The sequence below is a fragment of the Bradyrhizobium sp. SEMIA genome (assembly GCF_014844175.1).
In the GTDB taxonomy this organism is placed as follows: domain Bacteria; phylum Pseudomonadota; class Alphaproteobacteria; order Rhizobiales; family Xanthobacteraceae; genus Bradyrhizobium; species Bradyrhizobium arachidis.
Genome location: NZ_CP046601.1, coordinates 6,876,982 through 6,896,123 on the forward strand (window position 1 = coordinate 6,876,982; position 19,142 = coordinate 6,896,123).

A 19,142-nucleotide genomic window follows, 5' to 3' on the forward strand; every position below is an offset into this window, starting at 1 on the left:
CGGGGCGCTTCCGGGGTGGCGTGCTGGTCAACAACATCTTCTACGGCGTGTTCGGCTCGGCGGTCTATTCGTGGACCTCGGCGGGCGGGGCAGGGACGCTGCTGCCGGGCTCGGTCCCCGGCACCGAGATCGTCTTCGCTGTCCGCAACAACGCCAGCAACCCCGACGTGGTGTTCGTCTCGCCCGGCAACGGCGCGTTCTGGATCAACGGCTCCAATCAGGTCGTAGCCTACCCCGACGCCAATGTCGGCCAGCCCAACGCGGTGGTGTTCCACAAGGGCTTCTTCGTCTTCACCTACGGCAACGGCACCACCCGCACCTCGAACGTCAACGTCACCGCCATCAACACGCTCAACGTCGCGACCGCCGAGAGCAAGCCCGACACGCTCTATCGCCCGGTGCCGCTCGCCAACGGCCAGCTGCTGCTGTGCGGCTCGAGTTCCCTGGAGGTGTGGGGCAACCAGAACGACAGCGGCTATCCGTTCTCCTACATCGCGACGATTGCGCGCGGCATCGTTGGGCCTGCGGCGATTGCCGGTGCGGAGGACGGCTTCGGCAAAGGCATTTTCCTGGTGGGCGACGACTTCCGCGTCTCGCGCCTCGACGGCTATTCCTGCGTGCCGATCTCCAACTCCGACCTCGACACGCTGATCGAGCGCGAGCCGAACAAGAGCGGCATCCGCGTCGGCGTCCTCAACTCGCGCGGCCACGGCTTCGTCGTGGTGCAGGGCGCGGCATGGTGCTGGATTTTCGACACCACCCTCAACACTTGGCACGAGCGGCTGTCCTATCTGAAGACCTACTGGCGCGGCCTCTATCCGGTGCAGGCGTTCGGCAAGTGGCTGTGCGGCGACAGCGACGCCGCCAATCTCTGCGAGATCAGCGCGCAGGTGCGCAAGGAGCTGGGCAACCCGATCATGATGCGGATCGACACCGGGCCGTTCGGCAGCTTTCCGAACGCGGTGCGGATCAACGCCATCGAAATGTACCTGACCAAGGGCGCCAGCGACGCCACCGGGCACGACCCCGACGAGACCAACGCCGAGATCGCGATCTGTAGATCTGGCCCGTGGTCATCAATTCGTCCGCGCCGGTCTCGGCGATCAGCGCCCTCAATTTCTCTTCCACCACGGCGGGCGAGCCGACCGCGGAGCAGGACAGCGACTGCCCGACGCCGGCCTTCTCGGCCGGCGACCACAGCGTATCCATGTCTTCGACTGGCGGCGGCAGAGGTCCCGGCGTGCCGCGGCGCAGGTTGATGAACTGCTGCTGCAGTGAGGAGAACATGCGCTGCGCCTCCGCGTCGCTGTCGGCGGCGAACACGTTGACGCCGATCATCGCATAGGGCTTGTCGAGCTGCGCCGACGGCTCGAAGCGCGCACGATATTCGCGCAGCGCCGGCATCATCATCTGCGGCGCGAAATGCGAGGCGAAGGCGAAGGGCAGGCCGAGCATGGCCGCAAGCTGCGCGCCAAACGTGCTCGATCCCAGGATCCAGAGCGGCACCTTCGTCCCCATGCCCGGCACGGCGCGGATCGCCTGGTTCGGCTGCACGTCACCGAGCAGCGCCTGCAATTCCAGCACGTCATGCGGAAAATTCTCGGACGTGGTGGCGAGATCGCGCCGCAGGGCCCGCGCCGTGAACTGGTCGGTGCCCGGGGCGCGGCCAAGGCCGAGATCGATCCGCCCGGGATAAAGCGATTCCAGCGTGCCGAACTGCTCGGCGATGACAAGCGGTGAATGGTTCGGCAGCATGATCCCGCCGGACCCGACGCGGATGGTTTTAGTGCCGCCCGCGACATGCCCGATCACCACCGATGTCGCCGCGCTCGCGATCCCCGTCATGTTGTGATGCCCGGCCAGCCAGAAGCGCTTGAAGCCCCAGCGTTCGGCGTGCTGGGCAAGGTCGAGCGAATTGCGGAACGCCTGCGCCGCATCGCCGCCCTGGCGGATGGGTGCGAGGTCGAGCACGGAGAAGGGAATCATGCGAGAGGTCCGGTGAGGGGCGCAGCGCGCCGGGGCTCCATATGTAGTACCGTCCCGGGCAGATGTTAGCGTTGCAGTGCGATTGGACACGCAACGATACCATTCGGAATTGTCGTAGGTGACCGGCGAACTGCCCGGCCGACGTTTTCGATCCAGCGGACTTCCGCGCAGGTTTGACCTACGTCAACATTCGGAACCTGGCTTCATTTTCATTGCCGGCATTGGCTGCTTCGATTTTCTTCCAGGAGAGATGTCATGGCCGATTCGACCAAGCTCTCGGTTGAGAAAGCGCTCGAAAAGATACGTCAGCGCGACGAGCCGAAATCAGAGAATTCACGCCTCGATGAAAAAACCGACGCTCTCAACGAAGAGATCAAGCGCATGAGAGCACAAAGGCTCCGCCTTGAACGAGGACAGGGCAAGCGTGGCTGAACGGCGCCTTTCTTGGTAGATGGATAAGGGCAAGACCCGCGGTCGCCATGTCGTTTGGCGTCCGTTTGCGACGACGCGGCCTTCGTTCACAACCCTGTTATTGCGACCTATGGCGCCCTTTGTCTCAACTGGGCGTTTTGCGCCTGTTGTTGTACCCTTGCCGGAGCCAAGCCATTGCACGGTCGCCCGGAGGACCTGACATGACCACGGTCGTCTTTAACCGCCGCACCCTCCTCGCCGCCGGCGGCACTCTCCTTGCAGCCGGCGCATCCGGGCTTTTGGTGCCCGCCCGTGCCGAAGGCCTCGCGCCGACCGAAACCATGTCGGGCGGGGCGAACAATTATCGCAGGGGCGCGCCGATCGTGGAGCGGATCGGCAAGGGCGGCTTCTGGATGAGCGGCACCGTGCGCGCGCCGGCGACGGGGCGCCGCTCGCCGGACAGCGCATCCAGATCTGGGCGCACACGGTCGAAGGCCAGGAGCACGAGCCGCAAAGTCACGGCGCCACGCTCACCGACAAGGATGGCAAGTTCCGCCTCGAGATGCCGCAGATCATTCCGATCTTCGGCCAGCCGCACGGTCACCTCGCCTATGACAGCGGTGAATTCAAGACCGTGTTCCTGCGGCCGGTGATGCGGAGCCCGAAGGAAACCAGCCTCGAGGCGCACTTCGTCCTTCAGTCCGCCTGAGCGAACCAGCGAATGACGGGGTGGAAGCTCGCCCGGGTGATCCTGATCTGGGTTGCCCTTGCTTTAGTCATTGGCGTGCCGATCGCCGCCGCCGCAACAAGCGAGCAACTCGCATGGCGCGGTCCGGTCTACATCCTCGCCGGCTTCGCCGGGATCGTTGCCCTCGCGCTCGTGCTCGTTCAGCCCCTGCTGATCGGTGGATATCTGCCGGGGTTCTCGGCCTATCGCGGACGGCGTGCGCATCACTGGATCGGCGGCGCGCTTGCGCTGGCGATCGTGATCCACGTCGCCGGCCTCTGGGTCACCAGTCCACCTGATATGATCGACGCGCTGACCTACACATCGCCGACGCCATTCTCTCCCTTTGGCGTCACCGCCATGTGGGCCATCTTCGCCGTCGCGCTACTGGCCCTCCTGCGCCGGCGATTGGGCCTGCGGCCGCGAACCTGGCGCTTCGTTCATATGCCGCTGGCGGTCGTCATCGTCGCCGGCAGCGTCGCCCATTGCCTGCTGATCGAGGGGACGATGGAGACGATCTCGAAGGCGGCGTTGTGTGCGCTGGTGCTTGCGGCGACCGTCAAGGCCATGATTGATCTTCAGGTGTGGCGAAAGCGAAGGACGCTGCGCGGCAGTGAGCCCGCATAGGTTGGGTAGAGCGAAGCGAAACCCATCGCACTTTGTCCGCGCGGAAGCATGATGGGTTTCGCTTCGCTCTACCCATCCTACGAGCTGCGCTTTGCTTGCCGCAGATTGCGGCGGGGCGTATCCTCGCGCAATGGCTGTCACTGCCCCCGACCTGAAAGCGTTCCTGCTCGCAACGCCATTCTTCGGCGGTCTTGCGGACCCCAGCCTCGAGCTCCTGATGTCGATGCTGGTCGAGCGCCGCTTCGGGGCCGGCGCAATTGTCGTCGCGGAAGGCGAGCCGGGACGCTCGATGTTCATCGTCAAGTCCGGTCGCCTCGCGGTGAGCAAACGAGCGACTGCAGGGAGCGTCGTCCCGATCTCCGTTCTGGAGCCTGGTGATTTCTTCGGCGAGATGACGCTGATCGAAATGCAGAACCGCTCCGCCACGGTGATCGCGGAGATGCCGACGGTGCTGTACGAGCTGACCGCCCACAATCTCTACGCCTGCTACAAGGCCGACATCCACGCCTACGTGATCGTTCTGCAGAACATCAATCGCGAGCTGTGCCGGCGGCTGCGAAGGGCCGATGATCGGTTCGCCGGGCGGGTGGGTGATGGCAATTGATCACTCGTAGGACGGTTAGAGCACTTGCGAAACCCATCCTGCTTCGCCACGGAACCGTTTCATCACCCAGCAAGGCGTCGACGACACTCGCTTCCGCCTTCGCTCGTTGAGCTCCGGCGGGCAAGTCGCTCCGCCCGTCCTGCTAGCTGGAAGTCACGACTTATCGTGCGCGTACTTCTCCAGGAGCAGCCGATTATATTCGTCTCTCACGGCTCTCTTCGAAACATGCCCTTTTCGGTCTTTGGCAATCTTCAGAAGATCAGGATCAGTTGGTGCCCGTGATTTCCGCCTGAATCTCGCAAGGAGTGGGGTCGCAGGCGCCGACGTCCTTCCAAACAGCCCGTCAAACCATCCCATTGTGTCCTCCCGGACAGACCGCGAAACACGACACTATCACTACGAATTTGGAGGGCAAACGGACAGTGCGGCTGCATATTTCAAATGCTCGTCACCACATGGTCCGTGGCGGGGGCGCGCCTCAAGCGGCGCAGTTCAAATGCCGGTAAGGGGCCAGGCCACAGCTCGCGCGCGTCGATGGGCCGCAACTCCCTGCTTCGCGGATTCGTGCAATATATTCCAGGTTGTGGTGCAGGAGATGCGTTGGAGACGCGCTCATGCGCGCCCGTTCCTTGATCCTCGCCTTGATCATGCAAAGCGTCGTGACGGTGTCTTTTGCGCAGGACGCCAAGAGAGCCGTGGACATCAATGAACCTGCCAGTGCGTAGGATGGGTAGAGCGAAGCGAAACCCATCATTTTGCATGTTCGCACGAGCCCTTGATGGGTTTCGCTTTGCTCTACCCATCCTACGAGCGGCGCCGGGACGATGATCGGTTTGCCGGACATCAAATCGGCGAAGCGGATTGATCGTGCGTAGGAGCCGGTTCTCTGATGCGATTACAGCAACGCCAAGGAGTGCAGCGAATTTCTATGAAAACCGAAGGCAACTATGCCGGACAGAAGCAACGCAATCCCAGTCACGATCAGGCAACACGCAAACACTATCGACGCCTCTTGCTCGTCATCCACGGCAAGGACGATAATGGATAAAATTTTACCGACAATCGAAAGGAAGAATTAACCTTACCTGCGCGGTGCAATCTCGACCCGTCGGGCAACACATCCCCTGCGCGCCAAAACCCGTCAATCCCCTCCTGCGAAAATATTCCACTTTACCGAAATTCGGATTTGCGGCAATATCTCGCCATCCCGATCCCCGGAGAGGGGCGATCGTACGTCGTGTCGAACGTGGATCGGGGTGCGGTGGACGCGGCAGCGCCAGGCATGGGTATGCGGGACCAGGGCGAGATGAACCTCGTGAGGTCTTTGCTCCGTGCAGACGGACGGCGCTGTGTCCGGCGAAGCTACTCAAGCCAAGCCGGGCCAGCTGCGTACGGCGAAAGCGCGTGGTTCTGACCGTCGTTGCTACGGTCAAGCCTTGCGGAGATGGATCGAGGCTCAACCGGGCCTCTAGACATCGCCAATTCGCGAGGTGACGGAGGCCAGAAGGAACTCGGCTCCGGGGAGAGCGCGTATAAGCCGTCAGACCATCGCGCAGGGAAGGCCGGGTGTTTTCCGGCCCACCTGTTTCCCGCCTGCGCATTTGCGTGTGCAAATTCTTCACGCAGCGGATCATGGGTGCCAGCCGGCACCCGGCCTTCCCTGCGCCCTCTTCAGTTCAGGAGGGCGAAAGAGGAGAGCAAAACTCGGGCATTTGGTGCCGCGAGAATGCTGATCTGCGCGTGATTGTACCGAAGAAATGGTGCTGCCAGACAGGATTGAACTGTCGACCTCTCCATTACCAATGGAGTGCTCTACCACTGAGCTACGGCAGCATGTGCTGGGATCAGAATCGGCCGCCAAGGGGGCCTACCAAGCGGGCCGATATCTGCCACAAGCCCCCCTCCTGTGCAAGCTTGCTAGTCCCGTCAAAACGAGAAAATCGGTCCGATATCAAGGCCAAAATGCCCGTTTTGGCGCGAAACCGTCGACTTTCTGCCGATTCGGGTTCCGATATCCCCGCCCAACTGGCCAGTTGGCCCACTTGGCGGATTCGACTCATTTGGAGTTTCGCACGATCGAATTGCGCGCGCCTCTTGAGCTGCCACGTTGATGGGGCATGTTATCGCCGATCCCGTGAATGGAGCCGTGATGGCTGACGAGAACGACAAGCGCGCACAGCAGGCGAAGACGTCCCGGGACGACCGGCTGAAATCGGCGCTGCGCGAAAATTTGAAGCGGCGCAAGCTGCAGGCGCGCGAACGCGCCGCAGGCACCGAGCCCGCGCTAAACGACGATGGTTCCCTCGACGAGGGAGCCGCCGGAAAGGCCGGCGGCTAGATTTTGCAATGAGCGAGAATGACGATGGCCCAGGACGAGGTGCAACGAACCGACAGGAACGCGCTTATGGCGCAGTTCACGCGTCCCGAGCAGACCTTTCCGGCGCTGGCGCCTGCCGAGATCGAGCGCCTGCGCCATTTCGGCGAGCTGAGGCGCTATAAGGACGGCGAGCTGCTGTTCGAGACCGGCAAACAAGGGCCGGGCATGTTCGTGGTGCTGGCGGGCCACGTCGCCATCACCCAGCGCGACGGGCTCGGCCACGTCACGCCGGTGATAGACCAGGGGCCGGGACAGTTCCTGGCCGAGCTCGGCCAGCTCTCGGGCAGGCCGGCGCTGGTCGACGGACGCGCGGAGGGCGAGGTCGAGGTGCTCCTCGTTCCGCCGAACCGGCTGCGTGCGCTGCTGGTGGCCGAAGCCGAGCTTGGCGAGCGCATCATGCGCGCGCTGATCCTGCGCCGGGTTAATCTGATCCAGGGCGGCATCGGCGGGCCCGTGCTGATCGGGCCGTCGCACTCCGCCGGCGTGGTGCGCCTGCAAGGCTTTCTCACCCGCAACGGCCAGCCGCATCATCTGCTCGACCCCGACAGCGAGCATGACGCGGCCGAGATCATCACGCGCTATTCGCCGAAGCCGGAGGATTGGCCGCTCGTCGTCACCGCCGACGGCACCGTGCTGCGCAATCCCAGCGAAACCCAGCTCGGCCGCGCGATCGGCATGATCGGCGGCGCCAAGGACGATCGCATCTACGACGTTGCGATCGTCGGCTGCGGACCGGCGGGACTTGCAACCGCGGTCTACGCGGCGTCCGAAGGTCTGTCGGTCGCGGTCGTCGACACCCGCGCTTTCGGCGGCCAGGCCGGCGCCAGCGCACGCATCGAAAACTATCTGGGCTTTCCCACCGGCATCTCGGGCCAGGCGCTGGCGGGGCGCGCTTTCACCCAGGCGCAGAAATTCGGCGCCGAGATCATGATTCCGATGTCGGTGAAATCGCTGGACTGCTCGCGCGCCCACGGCGCCTTCGCGCTGGCGCTGGATTGCGGCGACACCTTGCGCTCGCGCGCGGTGGTGGTCGCGAGTGGCGCGCGCTATCGACGGCCTGACATCGCCAACCTCGACAAGTTCGAGGGCCGCGGCGTCTGGTACTGGGCCTCGCCGGTCGAGGCGCGGCTCTGCGCCGGCGAAGAGGTGGCGCTGGTCGGCGCCGGCAATTCGGCGGGGCAGGCGGCCGTGTTCCTGTCGGGCCACGCCAAGCGCGTGCTGATGATCATCCGCGGCGGCGGCTTAGGGGCCAGCATGTCGCGCTATCTCATCGAGCGCATCGAAGCGACGCCGAACATCGAATTGATGTTCAACACCGAGATCACCGCGCTCGAGGGCGACGAGACCTCGCTGTTGCGGCGTATCCGCTGGAAGAGCCGGCTGTCGGACGACGAGGATGAAACCGAGATCCGCAACCTCTTCCTGTTCGTCGGCGCCGATCCCGCCACCGGTTGGCTCGACGGCTGCGGCGTGACGCTCGATCGCGGCGGCTTCGTCGTCACCGGCGCGCAGTCCGAGCTGAACCAGGGCAAGCTGGTGGCGCCGCTCGAGACCTCGGTGCCGGGCGTCTACGCGGTCGGCGACGTCCGCTCCGGCTCGGTCAAGCGCGTCGGCGGCGCCATCGGCGAGGGCGCACAGGTCGTGGCCTCCCTGCACGGCTATCTCGGCGACGCCGCAAAACCGGCGCTTTAGAGCACGATCCGGACCCGAAGGGCCGGGTTAGCGAAAAGTGTGAAGCGGTTTTCCGAAAAGATCGTGCTCAAACAATAAGTCAAGGACAAGACAAGCAAATGGCAAGTCGAATGAGGCTTGCCATTTTGCCGCGTCATGCGTGACTATCTCCCCTCATCCTGAGGAGCGCGCAGCGCGTCTCGAAGGATGAAGGCCCGGAACGACGCCCCGGGCCTTCATGGTTCGCGCGGCGATGCGAAGCATCGTCCGCACGGGTGCTAACGCGCCTCCTCACCATGAGGATCGAAGGCTGAACGAGCGAACAAGAGATTCAACGGGAGGACTAAATGGCTGAAATCGTCGTGCTCTACAAAACGCCCAAGGATGCCGCGGCCTTCGACAAATACTATGCCGAAACCCACATTCCACTCGCCAAGAAACTTCCCGGCCTGAAGAAATACGCCGTCAGCAAGGGACCGGTCGCATCTCCCGGCGGCGCGACCGGAATCCATCTTGTCGCCATTCTCACCTTCGACAGCGTTGCCGACATCCAGGCGGCATTCGCCAGCCCGGAAGGCAATGCGACCGGCGCTGACGTGCCGAAATTCGCCAGTGGCGGCGCTGACATCCTGATCTTCGACACCAAGGAGGTGTGAACGATCGCTTCGACTTTCGTCGAAAACCTGCTGTCGTTTGTGACAGCGCTGCAAAAAAATCAGCCATGCGTTTGTCGATTCGCACGATGACGCATGGCCGCGCACATGCATGTGACGACAACGTATGTGGCAATCCCATGAGGAGCGTAATACTACTCTGATCTCAATGCAGAGCGTAGGAGAGATGCCATGGTCCTTGGGTTGAGCCTGCCCGCCTTCACACTGGTCCATGTCATCATCAGCCTGATCGCCATCGCCGCCGGCCTTGTCGTGATGTTCGGCCTGCTCGGCTCGAAGTCGATGCCGGGCCTCACCGCGATCTTCCTGCTGTTCACGATCCTCACCAGCGCCACCGGCTTCCTGTTTCCGTTCAAGGAGCTGCTGCCCTCGCACATCATCGGCATCATCTCGCTGGTGCTGCTCGCGATCGCCTGCTTCGCGCTCTACGGCATGAAGCTCTCCGGGGTCTGGCGTCCGGTCTACATCGTCACTGCGATGATCTCGCTCTATTTCAACGTCTTCGTGCTGGTGATCCAGTCGTTCCTGAAGGTGCCGGCGCTCGCCGCGCTCGCGCCCGCCGTGCCGCCGGCACCGCCCTCGGGCCCGGTGTTCGCAGTGGTGCAGGGCATCGTGCTGGTGTTCTTCGTGCTGCTCACCATCGGCGCCTGGCGCCGCTACAAGCCGATGACGTTTGCTTGATCGTTATTCGCTCGTCATTCCAGGGCGATGCAACGCATCCAACCCGGACTCCCGCGCAGCAATCTCCGGATCCCGGGTTCGCGCTTCGCGCGCCCCGGAATGACGTTTCTCACTAAAGGAGCCCCACCATGCCCACCATCACCACCAAAGACGGCGTCGAGATCTTTTTCAAGGATTGGGGCTCGGGCCAGCCGATCGTGTTCAGCCATGGCTGGCCGCTGTCGTCGGACGATTGGGACGCGCAGATGATGTTTTTCGTCACGCGCGGCTATCGCGTCATCGCTCATGACCGCCGCGGCCACGGCCGCTCGTCGCAGGTCGCCGACGGCCACGACATGGATCATTACGCCGACGACCTCGCCGCGGTCACCGCGCATCTCGACCTCAAGAACGCCATCCATGTCGGCCATTCCACTGGCGGCGGCGAGGTCGTGCACTACATCGCGCGTCACGGCGAGAGCCGGGTGGCGAAGGCCGCGATCCTGTCCGCGGTGCCGCCCTTGATGGTGCAGACCGCGGCCAATCCCGGCGGCCTTCCGAAGAGCGTGTTCGACGACCTGCAGAAGCAACTCGCGGCCAGCCGCACGCAATTCTATCGCGACCTCCCGGCCGGCCCGTTCTACGGCTACAATCGTCCCGGCGCAAAACCGTCCGAAGCGGTGATCCAGAACTGGTGGCGCCAGGGCATGATGGGCGGCGCGAAGGCGCATTACGACGGCATCGTCGCGTTCTCGCAGACCGATTTCACCGAAGACCTCAAGAAGATCAACGTCCCCGTGCTGGTGATGCACGGCGACGACGACCAGATCGTGCCTTACGCCGATTCCGGCCCGCTGTCGGCCAAGCTGCTGAAGAAAGGCACGCTGAAGACCTACAAGGGTTTCCCGCACGGCATGCCGACCACGCACGCCGAGACCATCAACGCGGACCTCCTGGCGTTTTTTTAAGGAGTGACGAGTCTTCCTTCTCCCCTTGTGGGAGAAGGTGGCGCGAAGCGCCGGATGAGGGGTTCTATCCGCCGAATTCAGTTGCGAGTGAGTAAGCAGAGACAACCCCTCACCCGTCTCGCCGCTCAGCGGCGAGCCACCCTCTCCCACAAGGGGAGAGGGGAAAAGCGCTACTTCAATATCGCCCGGATCGTTTCGAACGTCCGCTTCACGAAAACCTCCGGCTTCTCCCGCGCGCCTTCGCCCATCCAGCTCTCGCCACCGACGCGCATCGCGCCGGTGGCGATCATGGCGACGAGCCGGGCCTTGGCCTTGTCCGATTTGCTTTTCGCGCGCTGGGCGAGCCCGTCAGCCAGCGCGCGCTCAAGCTTCTCGTATTTGAGCTGGTCGCGCGCGTGAAGCGCGGGGTTGTCGCGCTTGAGCCGCGACATCGCCGCTGCCTCGGCGGGATCGACGCGCTTGACCGCTGCCGTGATTGCATTCTCCGCCGCGGTTAGCATGGATTCATCCGCAGGCCGTGCGAGGATCTCGGCGACCAGCGCGCTTGCCGCATCCTCCTGCCAGGCGGTGACCACGTCCTCCTTGGACGCGAAATAATGGAAGAAGCTGCGGCGCGACATATCCGCTTTGGCTGCGATGTCGTCGATGGTGGTGGCCTCGAAGCCGCGCTCGCGGAACAGCGCCATCGCCGCGCGGGTCAGCCGCTCGCGGGTCGCCTGCTGCTTGCGTTGTCGCAGGCCCGCAGACGACGGCGATTTTCCTTCCGTCGGCAATGACTTGGCACGCTTTTCGATGGCCTTCGAAACCTTCAAATCATTTCACCTCTTGCAAACTTGCACTCAGTGCACATTTAGAGCCGTCGCGGGCCTCATTCCAGCCCCCGAACGGAGACATGGCATGACCGACTGGACGACGGCAGACATCCCCTCTCTCAGCGGCAAGACCGCCGTCGTGACCGGGGCCACGGGCGGCCTCGGCTACGAGACGGCGATGGCGCTGGCGGGCGCCGGCGCCATTGTCATACTCACCGGGCGCAGCGACGCAAAGGGCCTGCGCGCGATCGAGGGCATTTGCGAGCGTTTTCCCAATGCGTTGATTGCCTACGAGCATCTCGACCTCGCCAGCCTTGCCTCCGTCGCCGATTTCGCCAGGCGCTTTGCCGCCGGCAACGAGCAGCTCGATCTCCTCGTCAACAATGCCGGCGTGATGGCGCTGCCGAAGCGGCAGCAGACCGAGGATGGTTTCGAGATGCAGCTCGGCACCAATTATCTCGGCCATTACGCGCTGACGGCACGCCTCCTGCCGCAGCTTCGCCGCGCCAAGGCGCGCGCGTCGTCAATCTCTCCAGCCTTGCGCACCGCTCCGGCGCGATCAATTTCGACGATCTCCAGAGCAAGCGCTCCTATCGTCCGTGGCGGGCCTACTGCCAGTCCAAGCTGGCGATGCTGATGTTTGCGCTGGAATTGCAGCGCCGCAGCCTTGCCGCCGGCTGGGGCATTACGAGCCTTGCCGCGCATCCCGGCTACGCGCGGACCGATCTCATTTCGAACGGGCCGGGCGCCAACACGTTCCAATGGCGGGTCGGCCGGTTGCTCCAGCCGCTGATGAGCCAGTCCGCGGCCGAAGGCGCGCTGCCCACATTGTTCGCCGCGACCTCGCCCGGAGCAGAACCGGGCGGCTATTACGGTCCGAACGGATTCTATGAATTGAAGGGCCCGCCGGCGCCCGCGAAGATCATGCCGCAGGCGAAGGACTTTGCCGCGGCGGCCATGCTGTGGGATGTCTCGGCACTGCTGACCGGTATATCCTTCGACGACATCGCGGTCGCCGCATGAGCCGTGACATCGGTGGGGACGTCGCGATGCGAGTGATCATCTTCGGTGCGACCGGCATGGTCGGGCAGGGCGTCTTGCGCGAGTGCCTGATCGACCCCGGCGTCGCGCGCGTGCTCGTGATCGGCCGCAGCCCGACCGGCGTGCACGACGCCAAGCTTACCGAGATCATCCACGATGACTTCCTGAATTATTCGGCGATCGAAGCCCGGCTCACTGGCTTCGACGCCTGCTTTTTTTGCCTCGGCGTCTCCTCGATCGGCATGAGCGAGGAGCGCCACCGCCATCTCACCTACGACCTCACGCTCGCCGCGGCGACGACGCTGGCGCGGCTCAATCCGCAGATGACCTTTACCTATGTCACCGGCGCCGGCACCGATTCCACCGAGCAGGGCTCGCGGATGTGGGCGCGGGTCAAAGGCAAGACCGAGAACGATCTCTTAAAGCTGCCGTTCAAGGGCGCCTACATGTTCCGGCCCCGGGGCGATCCAGCCGCTGCACGGTGCCCGTTCCAAGACCGCCTGGGTGCAGGCCGTGTATACCGCAACCTGGCCGCTCTGGTCGGTGCTGCGCCGGATCTCGCCTTCGCTCGTCACCTCGACCGAGCAGATGGGCCGCGCCATGATCCATGTTGCCCGGGACGGGTATCCGCGGAAGGTGCTGGAGATGGAGGATATCAATAGCGTCTAGCCGGCCGGCCCGTTAGTTGTGGGGAAATTTCGGCGCCTGCGCGCGTTGACTCTGTCCGTCCTGAAGGAGAAGCGCCCGCGATGTCTCCCCAGCTCAAGATGATCGCGCTCGATGCCGACGATCTCGCCGTGATCTCGACCCATGTCCAGGATGCCCGCGTGCAGGCCTCCGACATCATTTGGCGGCAGAGCGAGAAGCGGCTGGTGGTCGGCATGCACCGGCTGGACTGGGAGCAGACGCTGGCGGGCGAGGCCGAGCCGCGCCGGCTGGTCGCCGCGCTCCGCTTCGACCGCGTGCTCGCCTGCAAGTCGCGCAACATCGATCTCGACGCGCCGGACAAGGTTTTGGACCTTGTCGGCATCGAGTTTCACCCCCAGGACGGCCGCGCCGAGGAGCCGGGCGGTAGCGCCCTGCTCTTGTTCGCCCAGGGCGGCGCCATCCGCCTCGATGTCGAATGCCTGGAATGCGAGCTGACCGATCTTGGGGCGGACGAACTGGGAACGGGACTGGAGATCGACGGGGAGGGGTGAGGTCGCCTGTATACCAGCCGGCCCGGCTCAGGCCGTCGCCAGAGCAGCACCCGCCAAGGGTTGACGCCGCTTTCCCGCCGCGCCATTGAGCAGGGGGCCGGGTGAGCCAATCCGCCCCAAAGACCAGCCGGAAGCCAAGCCAAAAATGCCCGTTCGTCTCGACCGCAGCAGCGCCGATTTTGACCAGCGATTCGCGGCCTTCCTCGCCGCCAAGCGCGAGGTCTCCGCTGACGTCGAGGCCGCCGCGCGCGCGATCGTCGACGACGTCGCCAAACGCGGCGACGCGGCCCTGCTCGAAGCCACCGCCAAGTTCGACCGCTTGACGCTGGATGCATCCGGCCTGCGCGTCACCGCCGCCGAGATCGACGCCGCGGTGAAGGCCTGCGATGCCGCGACGCTGGATGCGCTCAAGCTGGCGCGTGATCGCATCGAGACCTATCACAGCCGCCAGCTGCCGAAGGACGAGCGCTTCACCGACCCACTCGGCGTCGAGCTCGGCTGGCGCTACACCGCAATCGAATCCGCCGGCCTCTACGTGCCCGGTGGCACCGCGGCCTATCCATCCTCGGTGTTGATGAACGCTGTGCCGGCAAGAGTCGCGGGCGTCTCGCGCCTGGTGATGGTGGTGCCCTCGCCCGACGGCAAGCTCAATCCGCTGGTGCTGGCGGCAGCGCATCTCGGCGGTGTCTCTGAGATCTACCGCGTCGGCGGCGCGCAGGCCGTGGCGGCGCTCGCGCACGGCACCGCGACGATTGCGCCGGTCGCCAAGATCGTCGGCCCCGGCAATGCCTATGTCGCTGCCGCAAAGCGGCTGGTGTTCGGCAAGGTCGGCATCGACATGATAGCCGGCCCTTCCGAAGTGCTGGTCATCGCCGACGACACCGGCAATGCCGACTGGATCGCCGCGGATCTCCTCGCGCAGGCCGAGCACGATGCCAGCGCGCAATCGATCCTGATCACGGACTCGGCGCGTCTGGCCGCCGATGTCGAGAAGGCCGTTGAAGCGCAGTTGAAGACGCTGCCGCGCACCGCGATCGCCAGCGCCTCCTGGGCCGATTTCGGCGCCATCATCATGGTGAAGACTCTCGCTGACGCCATCCCGCTCGCCGACGCCATCGCGGCCGAGCATCTCGAGATCATGACCACCGATCCGGACGCGCTCGCCGCAAGGATCCGCAATGCCGGCGCCGTGTTCCTCGGCGCGCATACGCCCGAGGCGATCGGCGACTACGTCGGCGGCTCCAACCACGTGCTGCCGACAGCGCGCTCGGCACGGTTTTCCTCAGGCCTCTCGGTGCACGATTTCATGAAGCGCACCTCGATCCTGAAATGCGGTCCGGACCAGTTGCGTGCGCTGGGACCTGCCGCGATGACGCTCGGACAAGCGGAGGGCCTCGATGCTCATTCGCGCTCGATTGGATTGCGCCTCAATCTGTCATGACAAAGCCGCCCGAACAGGACGACTCGCAGAACCGCATCGTCGGCGTCACGCTCGACGAGGACTCGATCGGCCGTTCCGGGCCCGACATCGAGCATGAGCGCGCGATCGCGATCTACGACCTGATCGAGCAGAATCTGTTCGCGCCCGATGGCGCGGACGGGCAGGGCCCGTTCACGCTGCATATCGGCATCACCGGCAATCGCCTGATGTTCGACATCCGCCGCGAGGACGGCACGCCTGTTGTCGCGCATCTGCTGTCGCTGACGCCGTTCCGGCGGATCGTGAAGGACTATTTCATGATCTGCGACAGCTATTACCAGGCGATCCGCACCGCGACGCCGGACAAGATCGAGGCCATCGACATGGGCCGCCGCGGTATCCATGACGAGGGATCGCGCACGCTGCAGGAGCGGCTGAAGGGCAAGGTGCGGGTCGATTTCGAGACCTCGCGCCGGCTGTTCACGCTCATCACCGTCCTTCATTGGAAGGGGTGAACGCGCATGATCCCGAAAAGTGGGAACCGGTTTTCGGATCGGATCATGCGCAAAACAAAAAGAGCGTAAGCGATGGCTGCGCCCTCACGCGCACGCGATCCGCAATCGGTGCTGTTCGCCTGTGCGATGAACAGTGTGCGCTCGCCGATGGCCGAGAGCCTGTTGCGGCACATGTTTCCGCAGGGCCTCTACGTGAAGTCGGCCGGCGCCAGAAAGGGCGAGCTCGATCCGTTCGCGATATCCGTGATGGCCGAGCTCGGCCAGGATATCTCCACGCACAAGCCGCAGACCTTCGAGGAGCTGGAGGATTGGGAGGGGCTCAATTTCGACCTCATCATCACGCTCTCGCCCGAGGCGCACCACAAGGCGCTGGAACTGACCCGCACGCTCGCCGCCGACGTCGAATACTGGCCGACGCACGACCCCACCACCATCGAGGGCAGCCGCGACCAGAAGCTTGCCGCCTACCGCGACGTCTGCGACCAGCTCCTGATGCGCATCCGCCGGCGGTTTGCCAAGGTCGGCGCGGCGAGCGGGTAGCGTCGAGGGCCCGTAACACCCGCGTCACAGAGCGCAGGCACACGCTTATCGGAAGCCTCGAATCACCTAAGCTCGGGTTCCCGGTTGTGAAATCAGCCCCCTTCCGATAGGTTCCGCGCGCAATTCACCCCCGCTTCATCCCCCAAATCACCTGATGCTCGGCCGCCCCAAATTCGTACTTGCCTCCGGTTCGCCGCGGCGCCTGTCGCTGCTCAACCAGGCCGGCATCGAGCCGGATGCGCTCCGGCCGGCCGACGTCGACGAGACGCCGAGGCGGGGCGAGCTGCCGCGCGCCTGCGCCAACCGCTTGCCCGGGCCAAGCCGACGCGGCGCTGAAGTCAGTGCAGCTCGACGACGAGCTGCGCGGTGCCTTCATCCTCTCCGCCGACACGGTGGTGGCGGTCGGCCGCCGCATCCTGCCCAAGGCCAATCTGGTGGACGAAGCCGCGCAGTGCCTGCGGCTGCTGTCGGGCCGCAACCACCGCGTCTACACCGCGATCTGCCTGGTGACGCCGCGCGAGGCGTTCCGCCAGCGCCTGGTCGAGACCCGCGTCCGCTTCAAGCGCCTCTCCGAGGACGATATCCAGGCCTATATCGGCTCCGGCGAATGGCGCGGCAAAGCCGGCGGCTATGCCGTGCAGGGCATCGCCGGCTCGTTCGTAGTGAAGATGGTCGGGTCCTACAGCAACGTGGTCGGCCTGCCGCTCTACGAGACCACGACCCTGCTAGGCGGCGAGGGGTTCCCGATCCGCTTCGGCTGGCTCAACGCCACCGCCGTTTGACCCGCGCCGATAAAAATCTCGAAAACAACCCCATGCACAGTAGAATGGCCCGGCCGGGCCCGACTGGGGCACATGCGCCGCTGCTCCCGAAACCTGTTTGCGGACCGGCGCTTAAAATCCTTCACCCCGTGTAAGCTGCGCCCGTCATGGACGACCTGGTCAAAAAGCCCACCGGCCCGCTCAAAACCTGCCCGATCTGCGGCAAGCCCACCGAGCATGCCACCCGCCCGTTCTGCTCCTCGCGCTGCCGCGACGTCGATTTGAACCGCTGGCTGAAGGGCTCCTACGTCATCCCCGGCCGCGACGACGAGGTCGATGACGTCGAATAGATAAGCAATATCAACGCCTTGGTCGGATGTCCGCCGCGCCGCGCGCCAGCCGCGGCTAGCCCGCCCCAGCTTGTGCACAGCCGGGCCGCGCCCGGCGAAGCCTCTTGGCGAAGCCGGGTGGACAGGCCGCTCTCAGCCCACTATAAACCGCCCGCTCGATGGGCCTTGGGTCCTTCGCTCAGCACGCCCAGGTAGCTCAGTTGGTAGAGCATGCGACTGAAAATCGCAGTGTCGGTGGTTCGATTCCGCCCCTGGGCACCATAGCTCGTCAACGCCACCCCGCCCCAACGCTGCTGGCTGTTGCCGATTGTAGGCTTGCCGAACATCAGGAAAATTTCCTAGCGCACTGCGGGCAGGGCTCGTTGGACGGCGCTTGCCTGCTCTGATCCCATCCGGCTGAACAGCTTTCTCGCCACCGGCGCGATGAGTGCGCTCTCCAGTCAGCGAAGAAGCATGCATGTCGTGAACGGCGCCCGGATCCGCGAGCTCCGCTCCAGCGATGGGTTGCAGCGATGAGCAAGAGCTTGCGCACGAATGCTGCCAGAGCGGCAATCCTTGTGGCCGGACTTTTCATCACGCCGCCTTTGCTCGCGGGTGATCGTCAATATGGTCCAGGCGCTAGTGATACCGAGATCAAGATCGGCCAGACGATGCCCTATAGCGGTCCGCTTTCGGCATCCTCCGTGATCGGCAAGGTGCAGGCAGCCTATTTCCGCATGATCAATGATCATGGCGGCGTCAATGGACGCAAGATCACGTTGATTTCCTACGACGATGCGGCGACGCCGTCCAAGACCGTCGAGCAGGTCCGCAAGCTCATAGAGAGCGACGAAGTGTTGTTCACATTCGAGACGCTCGGCAATGCCTCGAACATCGCGGTCCAGAAATATCTCAATGACCGCAAGATCCCTCAGCTTTTCGTGGCCGGGCGGTCGACGCGTTTCGAGGATCCGGTCAACTTCCCTTGGACGATGGGATTTGCGCCCAATCTGCGCACAGAGGTTCGCGTTTACGCGCGCTTCATCCTGGATAACTATCCGAATGCCAGAATCGGCCTGCTTTACCAGAATGATGAGAGTGGCAGGGATTATCTGACCGGCTTGAAGGAAGCACTCGGCGCAAGGGCAGCCGAACTCATCGTCAGTGACGCTTCATACGATGTGGCGGACCCGACCGTTGACTCGCAGGTCGTGCGCCTCAAGGCGGCCGGTGTCGACGTTCTCGTCAACATGGCTGCCTCGAAGTTCGCCGCCCAGGTCATCAGAAAGATGGCCGAGCTGGATTGGAAGCCCGTTCACCTCCTTGGCGTCGGCTCGTCCTCGATCGACGCAGTTCTGATTCCCGCAGGCATCCAGAACGCAAAGGGCATCATCTCGGCGAGCTCATTCAAGGAGGCCACGGACCCAACCTGGCGTGATGACGAAGGCATGAAGCGATGGAGCGCCTTCATGGACGGCTACTATCCGGGAGGCGACCGGAAAAGCATCTTCACGGTCTATGGCTATAGCGCCGCCGAGCTGCTGGTCGAGGTCTTGAAGCAATGCGGCGACAATCTCTCGCGCGAGAATGTCATGGCGCAAGCGACGAACCTGAAAGGCGTGAAACTTGATCTGCTGCTCCCGGGGCTCTCCGTCAACACCGGCGTGGCCGACTATCGTGTGGTCAAGGAGTTCCGAATGATGCGCTTCACTGGCGACCGATGGGAGGCGTTTGGGCCGATTGTCGCCGATTGATCCCGCTCACGGCACCATATTAAGGATAAACAGCAGCTCGTTAAGGATAGACAACAGCTCGCTGTG

At 64.0% G+C, this 19,142-nt stretch carries 16 protein-coding genes, 2 tRNA genes and 4 pseudogenes; 19 read left to right on the forward strand and 3 right to left on the reverse strand.

Annotated elements, in window-relative coordinates:
• Positions 1-969: 969 nt before the first annotated feature.
• Positions 970-1,986, reverse strand: coding sequence for an LLM class flavin-dependent oxidoreductase (locus FOM02_RS33240; RefSeq protein ID WP_265440610.1), 1,017 nt, complete (start codon positions 1,984-1,986; stop codon positions 970-972).
• A 255-nt stretch (positions 1,987-2,241) separates the two neighbouring features.
• Here FOM02_RS33240 and FOM02_RS33245 point away from each other — a divergent pair, with 255 nt between their 5' ends.
• From FOM02_RS33245 to FOM02_RS33260, 4 genes and pseudogenes are all read left to right on the forward strand, one after another.
• Positions 2,242-2,418, forward strand: a complete 177-nt coding sequence (locus FOM02_RS33245) for a hypothetical protein (RefSeq protein WP_167336542.1) — start codon at positions 2,242-2,244, stop codon at positions 2,416-2,418.
• Positions 2,419-2,618: 200 nt separating this feature from the next.
• Positions 2,619-3,106, forward strand: a pseudogene (locus FOM02_RS33250) (Twin-arginine translocation pathway signal).
• 12 nt (positions 3,107-3,118) lie between these two features.
• Entirely contained in the window at positions 3,119-3,751 is a 633-nt protein-coding gene (locus tag FOM02_RS33255; RefSeq protein WP_027561460.1) for a ferric reductase-like transmembrane domain-containing protein, read from the forward strand.
• A 130-nt stretch (positions 3,752-3,881) separates the two neighbouring features.
• On the forward strand, positions 3,882-4,355 hold the full coding sequence (locus FOM02_RS33260) for a Crp/Fnr family transcriptional regulator (protein ID WP_027561459.1): 474 nt from the start codon (positions 3,882-3,884) through the stop codon (positions 4,353-4,355).
• A gap of 1,758 nt (positions 4,356-6,113) precedes the next feature.
• Here the strand turns inward: FOM02_RS33260 and FOM02_RS33265 are convergent.
• Positions 6,114-6,188 (reverse strand) — tRNA-Thr (locus FOM02_RS33265).
• A 316-nt stretch (positions 6,189-6,504) separates the two neighbouring features.
• On the opposite strand from FOM02_RS33265, the gene FOM02_RS33270 reads away from it, so the two are divergent.
• From FOM02_RS33270 to FOM02_RS33290, 5 genes are all read left to right on the forward strand, one after another.
• On the forward strand, positions 6,505-6,693 hold the full coding sequence (locus FOM02_RS33270) for a hypothetical protein (protein WP_027561458.1): 189 nt from the start codon (positions 6,505-6,507) through the stop codon (positions 6,691-6,693).
• A 24-nt stretch (positions 6,694-6,717) separates the two neighbouring features.
• On the forward strand, positions 6,718-8,424 hold the full coding sequence (locus FOM02_RS33275) for an FAD-dependent oxidoreductase (RefSeq protein WP_027561457.1): 1,707 nt from the start codon (positions 6,718-6,720) through the stop codon (positions 8,422-8,424).
• Between the two features lie 326 nt (positions 8,425-8,750).
• Positions 8,751-9,059 (forward strand): EthD family reductase, encoded by a 309-nt coding sequence (locus FOM02_RS33280; protein WP_027561456.1) that lies wholly within the window; start codon positions 8,751-8,753, stop codon positions 9,057-9,059.
• Positions 9,060-9,248: 189 nt separating this feature from the next.
• Positions 9,249-9,758 carry a hypothetical protein gene (locus FOM02_RS33285; RefSeq protein ID WP_027561455.1) on the forward strand — a complete coding sequence of 170 codons (510 nt, stop codon included), beginning with the start codon at positions 9,249-9,251 and terminating at the stop codon, positions 9,756-9,758.
• A 128-nt stretch (positions 9,759-9,886) separates the two neighbouring features.
• Positions 9,887-10,705: an alpha/beta fold hydrolase gene (locus tag FOM02_RS33290; protein ID WP_265440611.1), complete on the forward strand. Its 819-nt coding sequence runs from the start codon at positions 9,887-9,889 to the stop codon at positions 10,703-10,705.
• Positions 10,706-10,875: 170 nt separating this feature from the next.
• Here FOM02_RS33290 and FOM02_RS33295 read toward each other — a convergent pair whose 3' ends face one another.
• Positions 10,876-11,517 carry a TetR/AcrR family transcriptional regulator gene (locus tag FOM02_RS33295; RefSeq protein ID WP_027561453.1) on the reverse strand — a complete coding sequence of 214 codons (642 nt, stop codon included), beginning with the start codon at positions 11,515-11,517 and terminating at the stop codon, positions 10,876-10,878.
• Between the two features lie 85 nt (positions 11,518-11,602).
• Between FOM02_RS33295 and FOM02_RS33300 the strand changes: the two are divergent.
• The 10 genes and pseudogenes from FOM02_RS33300 to FOM02_RS33345 all read left to right on the forward strand — a co-directional run bounded on the left by FOM02_RS33300 (position 11,603) and on the right by FOM02_RS33345 (position 19,076).
• Positions 11,603-12,540: pseudogene (locus FOM02_RS33300) on the forward strand (SDR family oxidoreductase).
• Positions 12,541-12,566: 26 nt separating this feature from the next.
• Positions 12,567-13,227, forward strand: a pseudogene (locus FOM02_RS33305) (epimerase).
• A gap of 80 nt (positions 13,228-13,307) precedes the next feature.
• Positions 13,308-13,757 (forward strand): DUF2948 family protein, encoded by a 450-nt coding sequence (locus FOM02_RS33310; RefSeq protein ID WP_027561451.1) that lies wholly within the window; start codon positions 13,308-13,310, stop codon positions 13,755-13,757.
• A 145-nt stretch (positions 13,758-13,902) separates the two neighbouring features.
• A complete protein-coding gene (hisD, locus tag FOM02_RS33315) occupies positions 13,903-15,198 on the forward strand; it encodes a histidinol dehydrogenase (RefSeq protein ID WP_027561450.1) in 1,296 nt (431 codons plus the stop codon).
• On the forward strand, positions 15,195-15,692 hold the full coding sequence (locus FOM02_RS33320; protein WP_027561449.1) for a UPF0262 family protein: 498 nt from the start codon (positions 15,195-15,197) through the stop codon (positions 15,690-15,692). Before hisD ends, FOM02_RS33320 begins: the two co-directional genes overlap by 4 nt.
• A gap of 72 nt (positions 15,693-15,764) precedes the next feature.
• Positions 15,765-16,232, forward strand: coding sequence for a low molecular weight phosphatase family protein (locus FOM02_RS33325; protein WP_027561448.1), 468 nt, complete (start codon positions 15,765-15,767; stop codon positions 16,230-16,232).
• A gap of 154 nt (positions 16,233-16,386) precedes the next feature.
• Positions 16,387-17,014: pseudogene (locus tag FOM02_RS33330) on the forward strand (Maf-like protein).
• Positions 17,015-17,160: 146 nt separating this feature from the next.
• A complete protein-coding gene (gene yacG / locus FOM02_RS33335) occupies positions 17,161-17,343 on the forward strand; it encodes a DNA gyrase inhibitor YacG (protein ID WP_027561446.1) in 183 nt (60 codons plus the stop codon).
• Between the two features lie 185 nt (positions 17,344-17,528).
• Positions 17,529-17,604: transfer RNA gene (locus FOM02_RS33340), tRNA-Phe, on the forward strand.
• 251 nt (positions 17,605-17,855) lie between these two features.
• Complete coding sequence (locus FOM02_RS33345; protein ID WP_027561445.1) at positions 17,856-19,076, forward strand: ABC transporter substrate-binding protein; 1,221 nt, start codon at positions 17,856-17,858, stop codon at positions 19,074-19,076.
• Positions 19,077-19,142 lie beyond the last annotated feature (66 nt).

What these genes read in the sequence shown, in the direction of transcription:
- FOM02_RS33270 (WP_027561458.1), top strand. Translation starts at nt 6,505, where the DNA reads ATGGCTGACGAGAACGACAAGCGCGCACAGCAGGCGAAGACGTCCCGG.
- FOM02_RS33260 (WP_027561459.1), top strand. Translation starts at nt 3,882, where the DNA reads ATGGCTGTCACTGCCCCCGACCTGAAAGCGTTCCTGCTCGCAACGCCA.
- FOM02_RS33310 (WP_027561451.1), top strand. Translation starts at nt 13,308, where the DNA reads ATGTCTCCCCAGCTCAAGATGATCGCGCTCGATGCCGACGATCTCGCC.
- FOM02_RS33320 (WP_027561449.1), top strand. Translation starts at nt 15,195, where the DNA reads ATGACAAAGCCGCCCGAACAGGACGACTCGCAGAACCGCATCGTCGGC.
- FOM02_RS33325 (WP_027561448.1), top strand. Translation starts at nt 15,765, where the DNA reads ATGGCTGCGCCCTCACGCGCACGCGATCCGCAATCGGTGCTGTTCGCC.
- FOM02_RS33275 (WP_027561457.1), top strand. Translation starts at nt 6,718, where the DNA reads ATGGCCCAGGACGAGGTGCAACGAACCGACAGGAACGCGCTTATGGCG.
- FOM02_RS33285 (WP_027561455.1), top strand. Translation starts at nt 9,249, where the DNA reads ATGGTCCTTGGGTTGAGCCTGCCCGCCTTCACACTGGTCCATGTCATC.
- FOM02_RS33255 (WP_027561460.1), top strand. Translation starts at nt 3,119, where the DNA reads ATGACGGGGTGGAAGCTCGCCCGGGTGATCCTGATCTGGGTTGCCCTT.
- FOM02_RS33245 (WP_167336542.1), top strand. Translation starts at nt 2,242, where the DNA reads ATGGCCGATTCGACCAAGCTCTCGGTTGAGAAAGCGCTCGAAAAGATA.
- FOM02_RS33240 (WP_265440610.1), bottom strand. Translation starts at nt 1,986, where the DNA reads ATGATTCCCTTCTCCGTGCTCGACCTCGCACCCATCCGCCAGGGCGGC.
- FOM02_RS33290 (WP_265440611.1), top strand. Translation starts at nt 9,887, where the DNA reads ATGCCCACCATCACCACCAAAGACGGCGTCGAGATCTTTTTCAAGGAT.
- hisD (WP_027561450.1), top strand. Translation starts at nt 13,903, where the DNA reads ATGCCCGTTCGTCTCGACCGCAGCAGCGCCGATTTTGACCAGCGATTC.
- FOM02_RS33345 (WP_027561445.1), top strand. Translation starts at nt 17,856, where the DNA reads ATGAGCAAGAGCTTGCGCACGAATGCTGCCAGAGCGGCAATCCTTGTG.
- yacG (WP_027561446.1), top strand. Translation starts at nt 17,161, where the DNA reads ATGGACGACCTGGTCAAAAAGCCCACCGGCCCGCTCAAAACCTGCCCG.
- FOM02_RS33280 (WP_027561456.1), top strand. Translation starts at nt 8,751, where the DNA reads ATGGCTGAAATCGTCGTGCTCTACAAAACGCCCAAGGATGCCGCGGCC.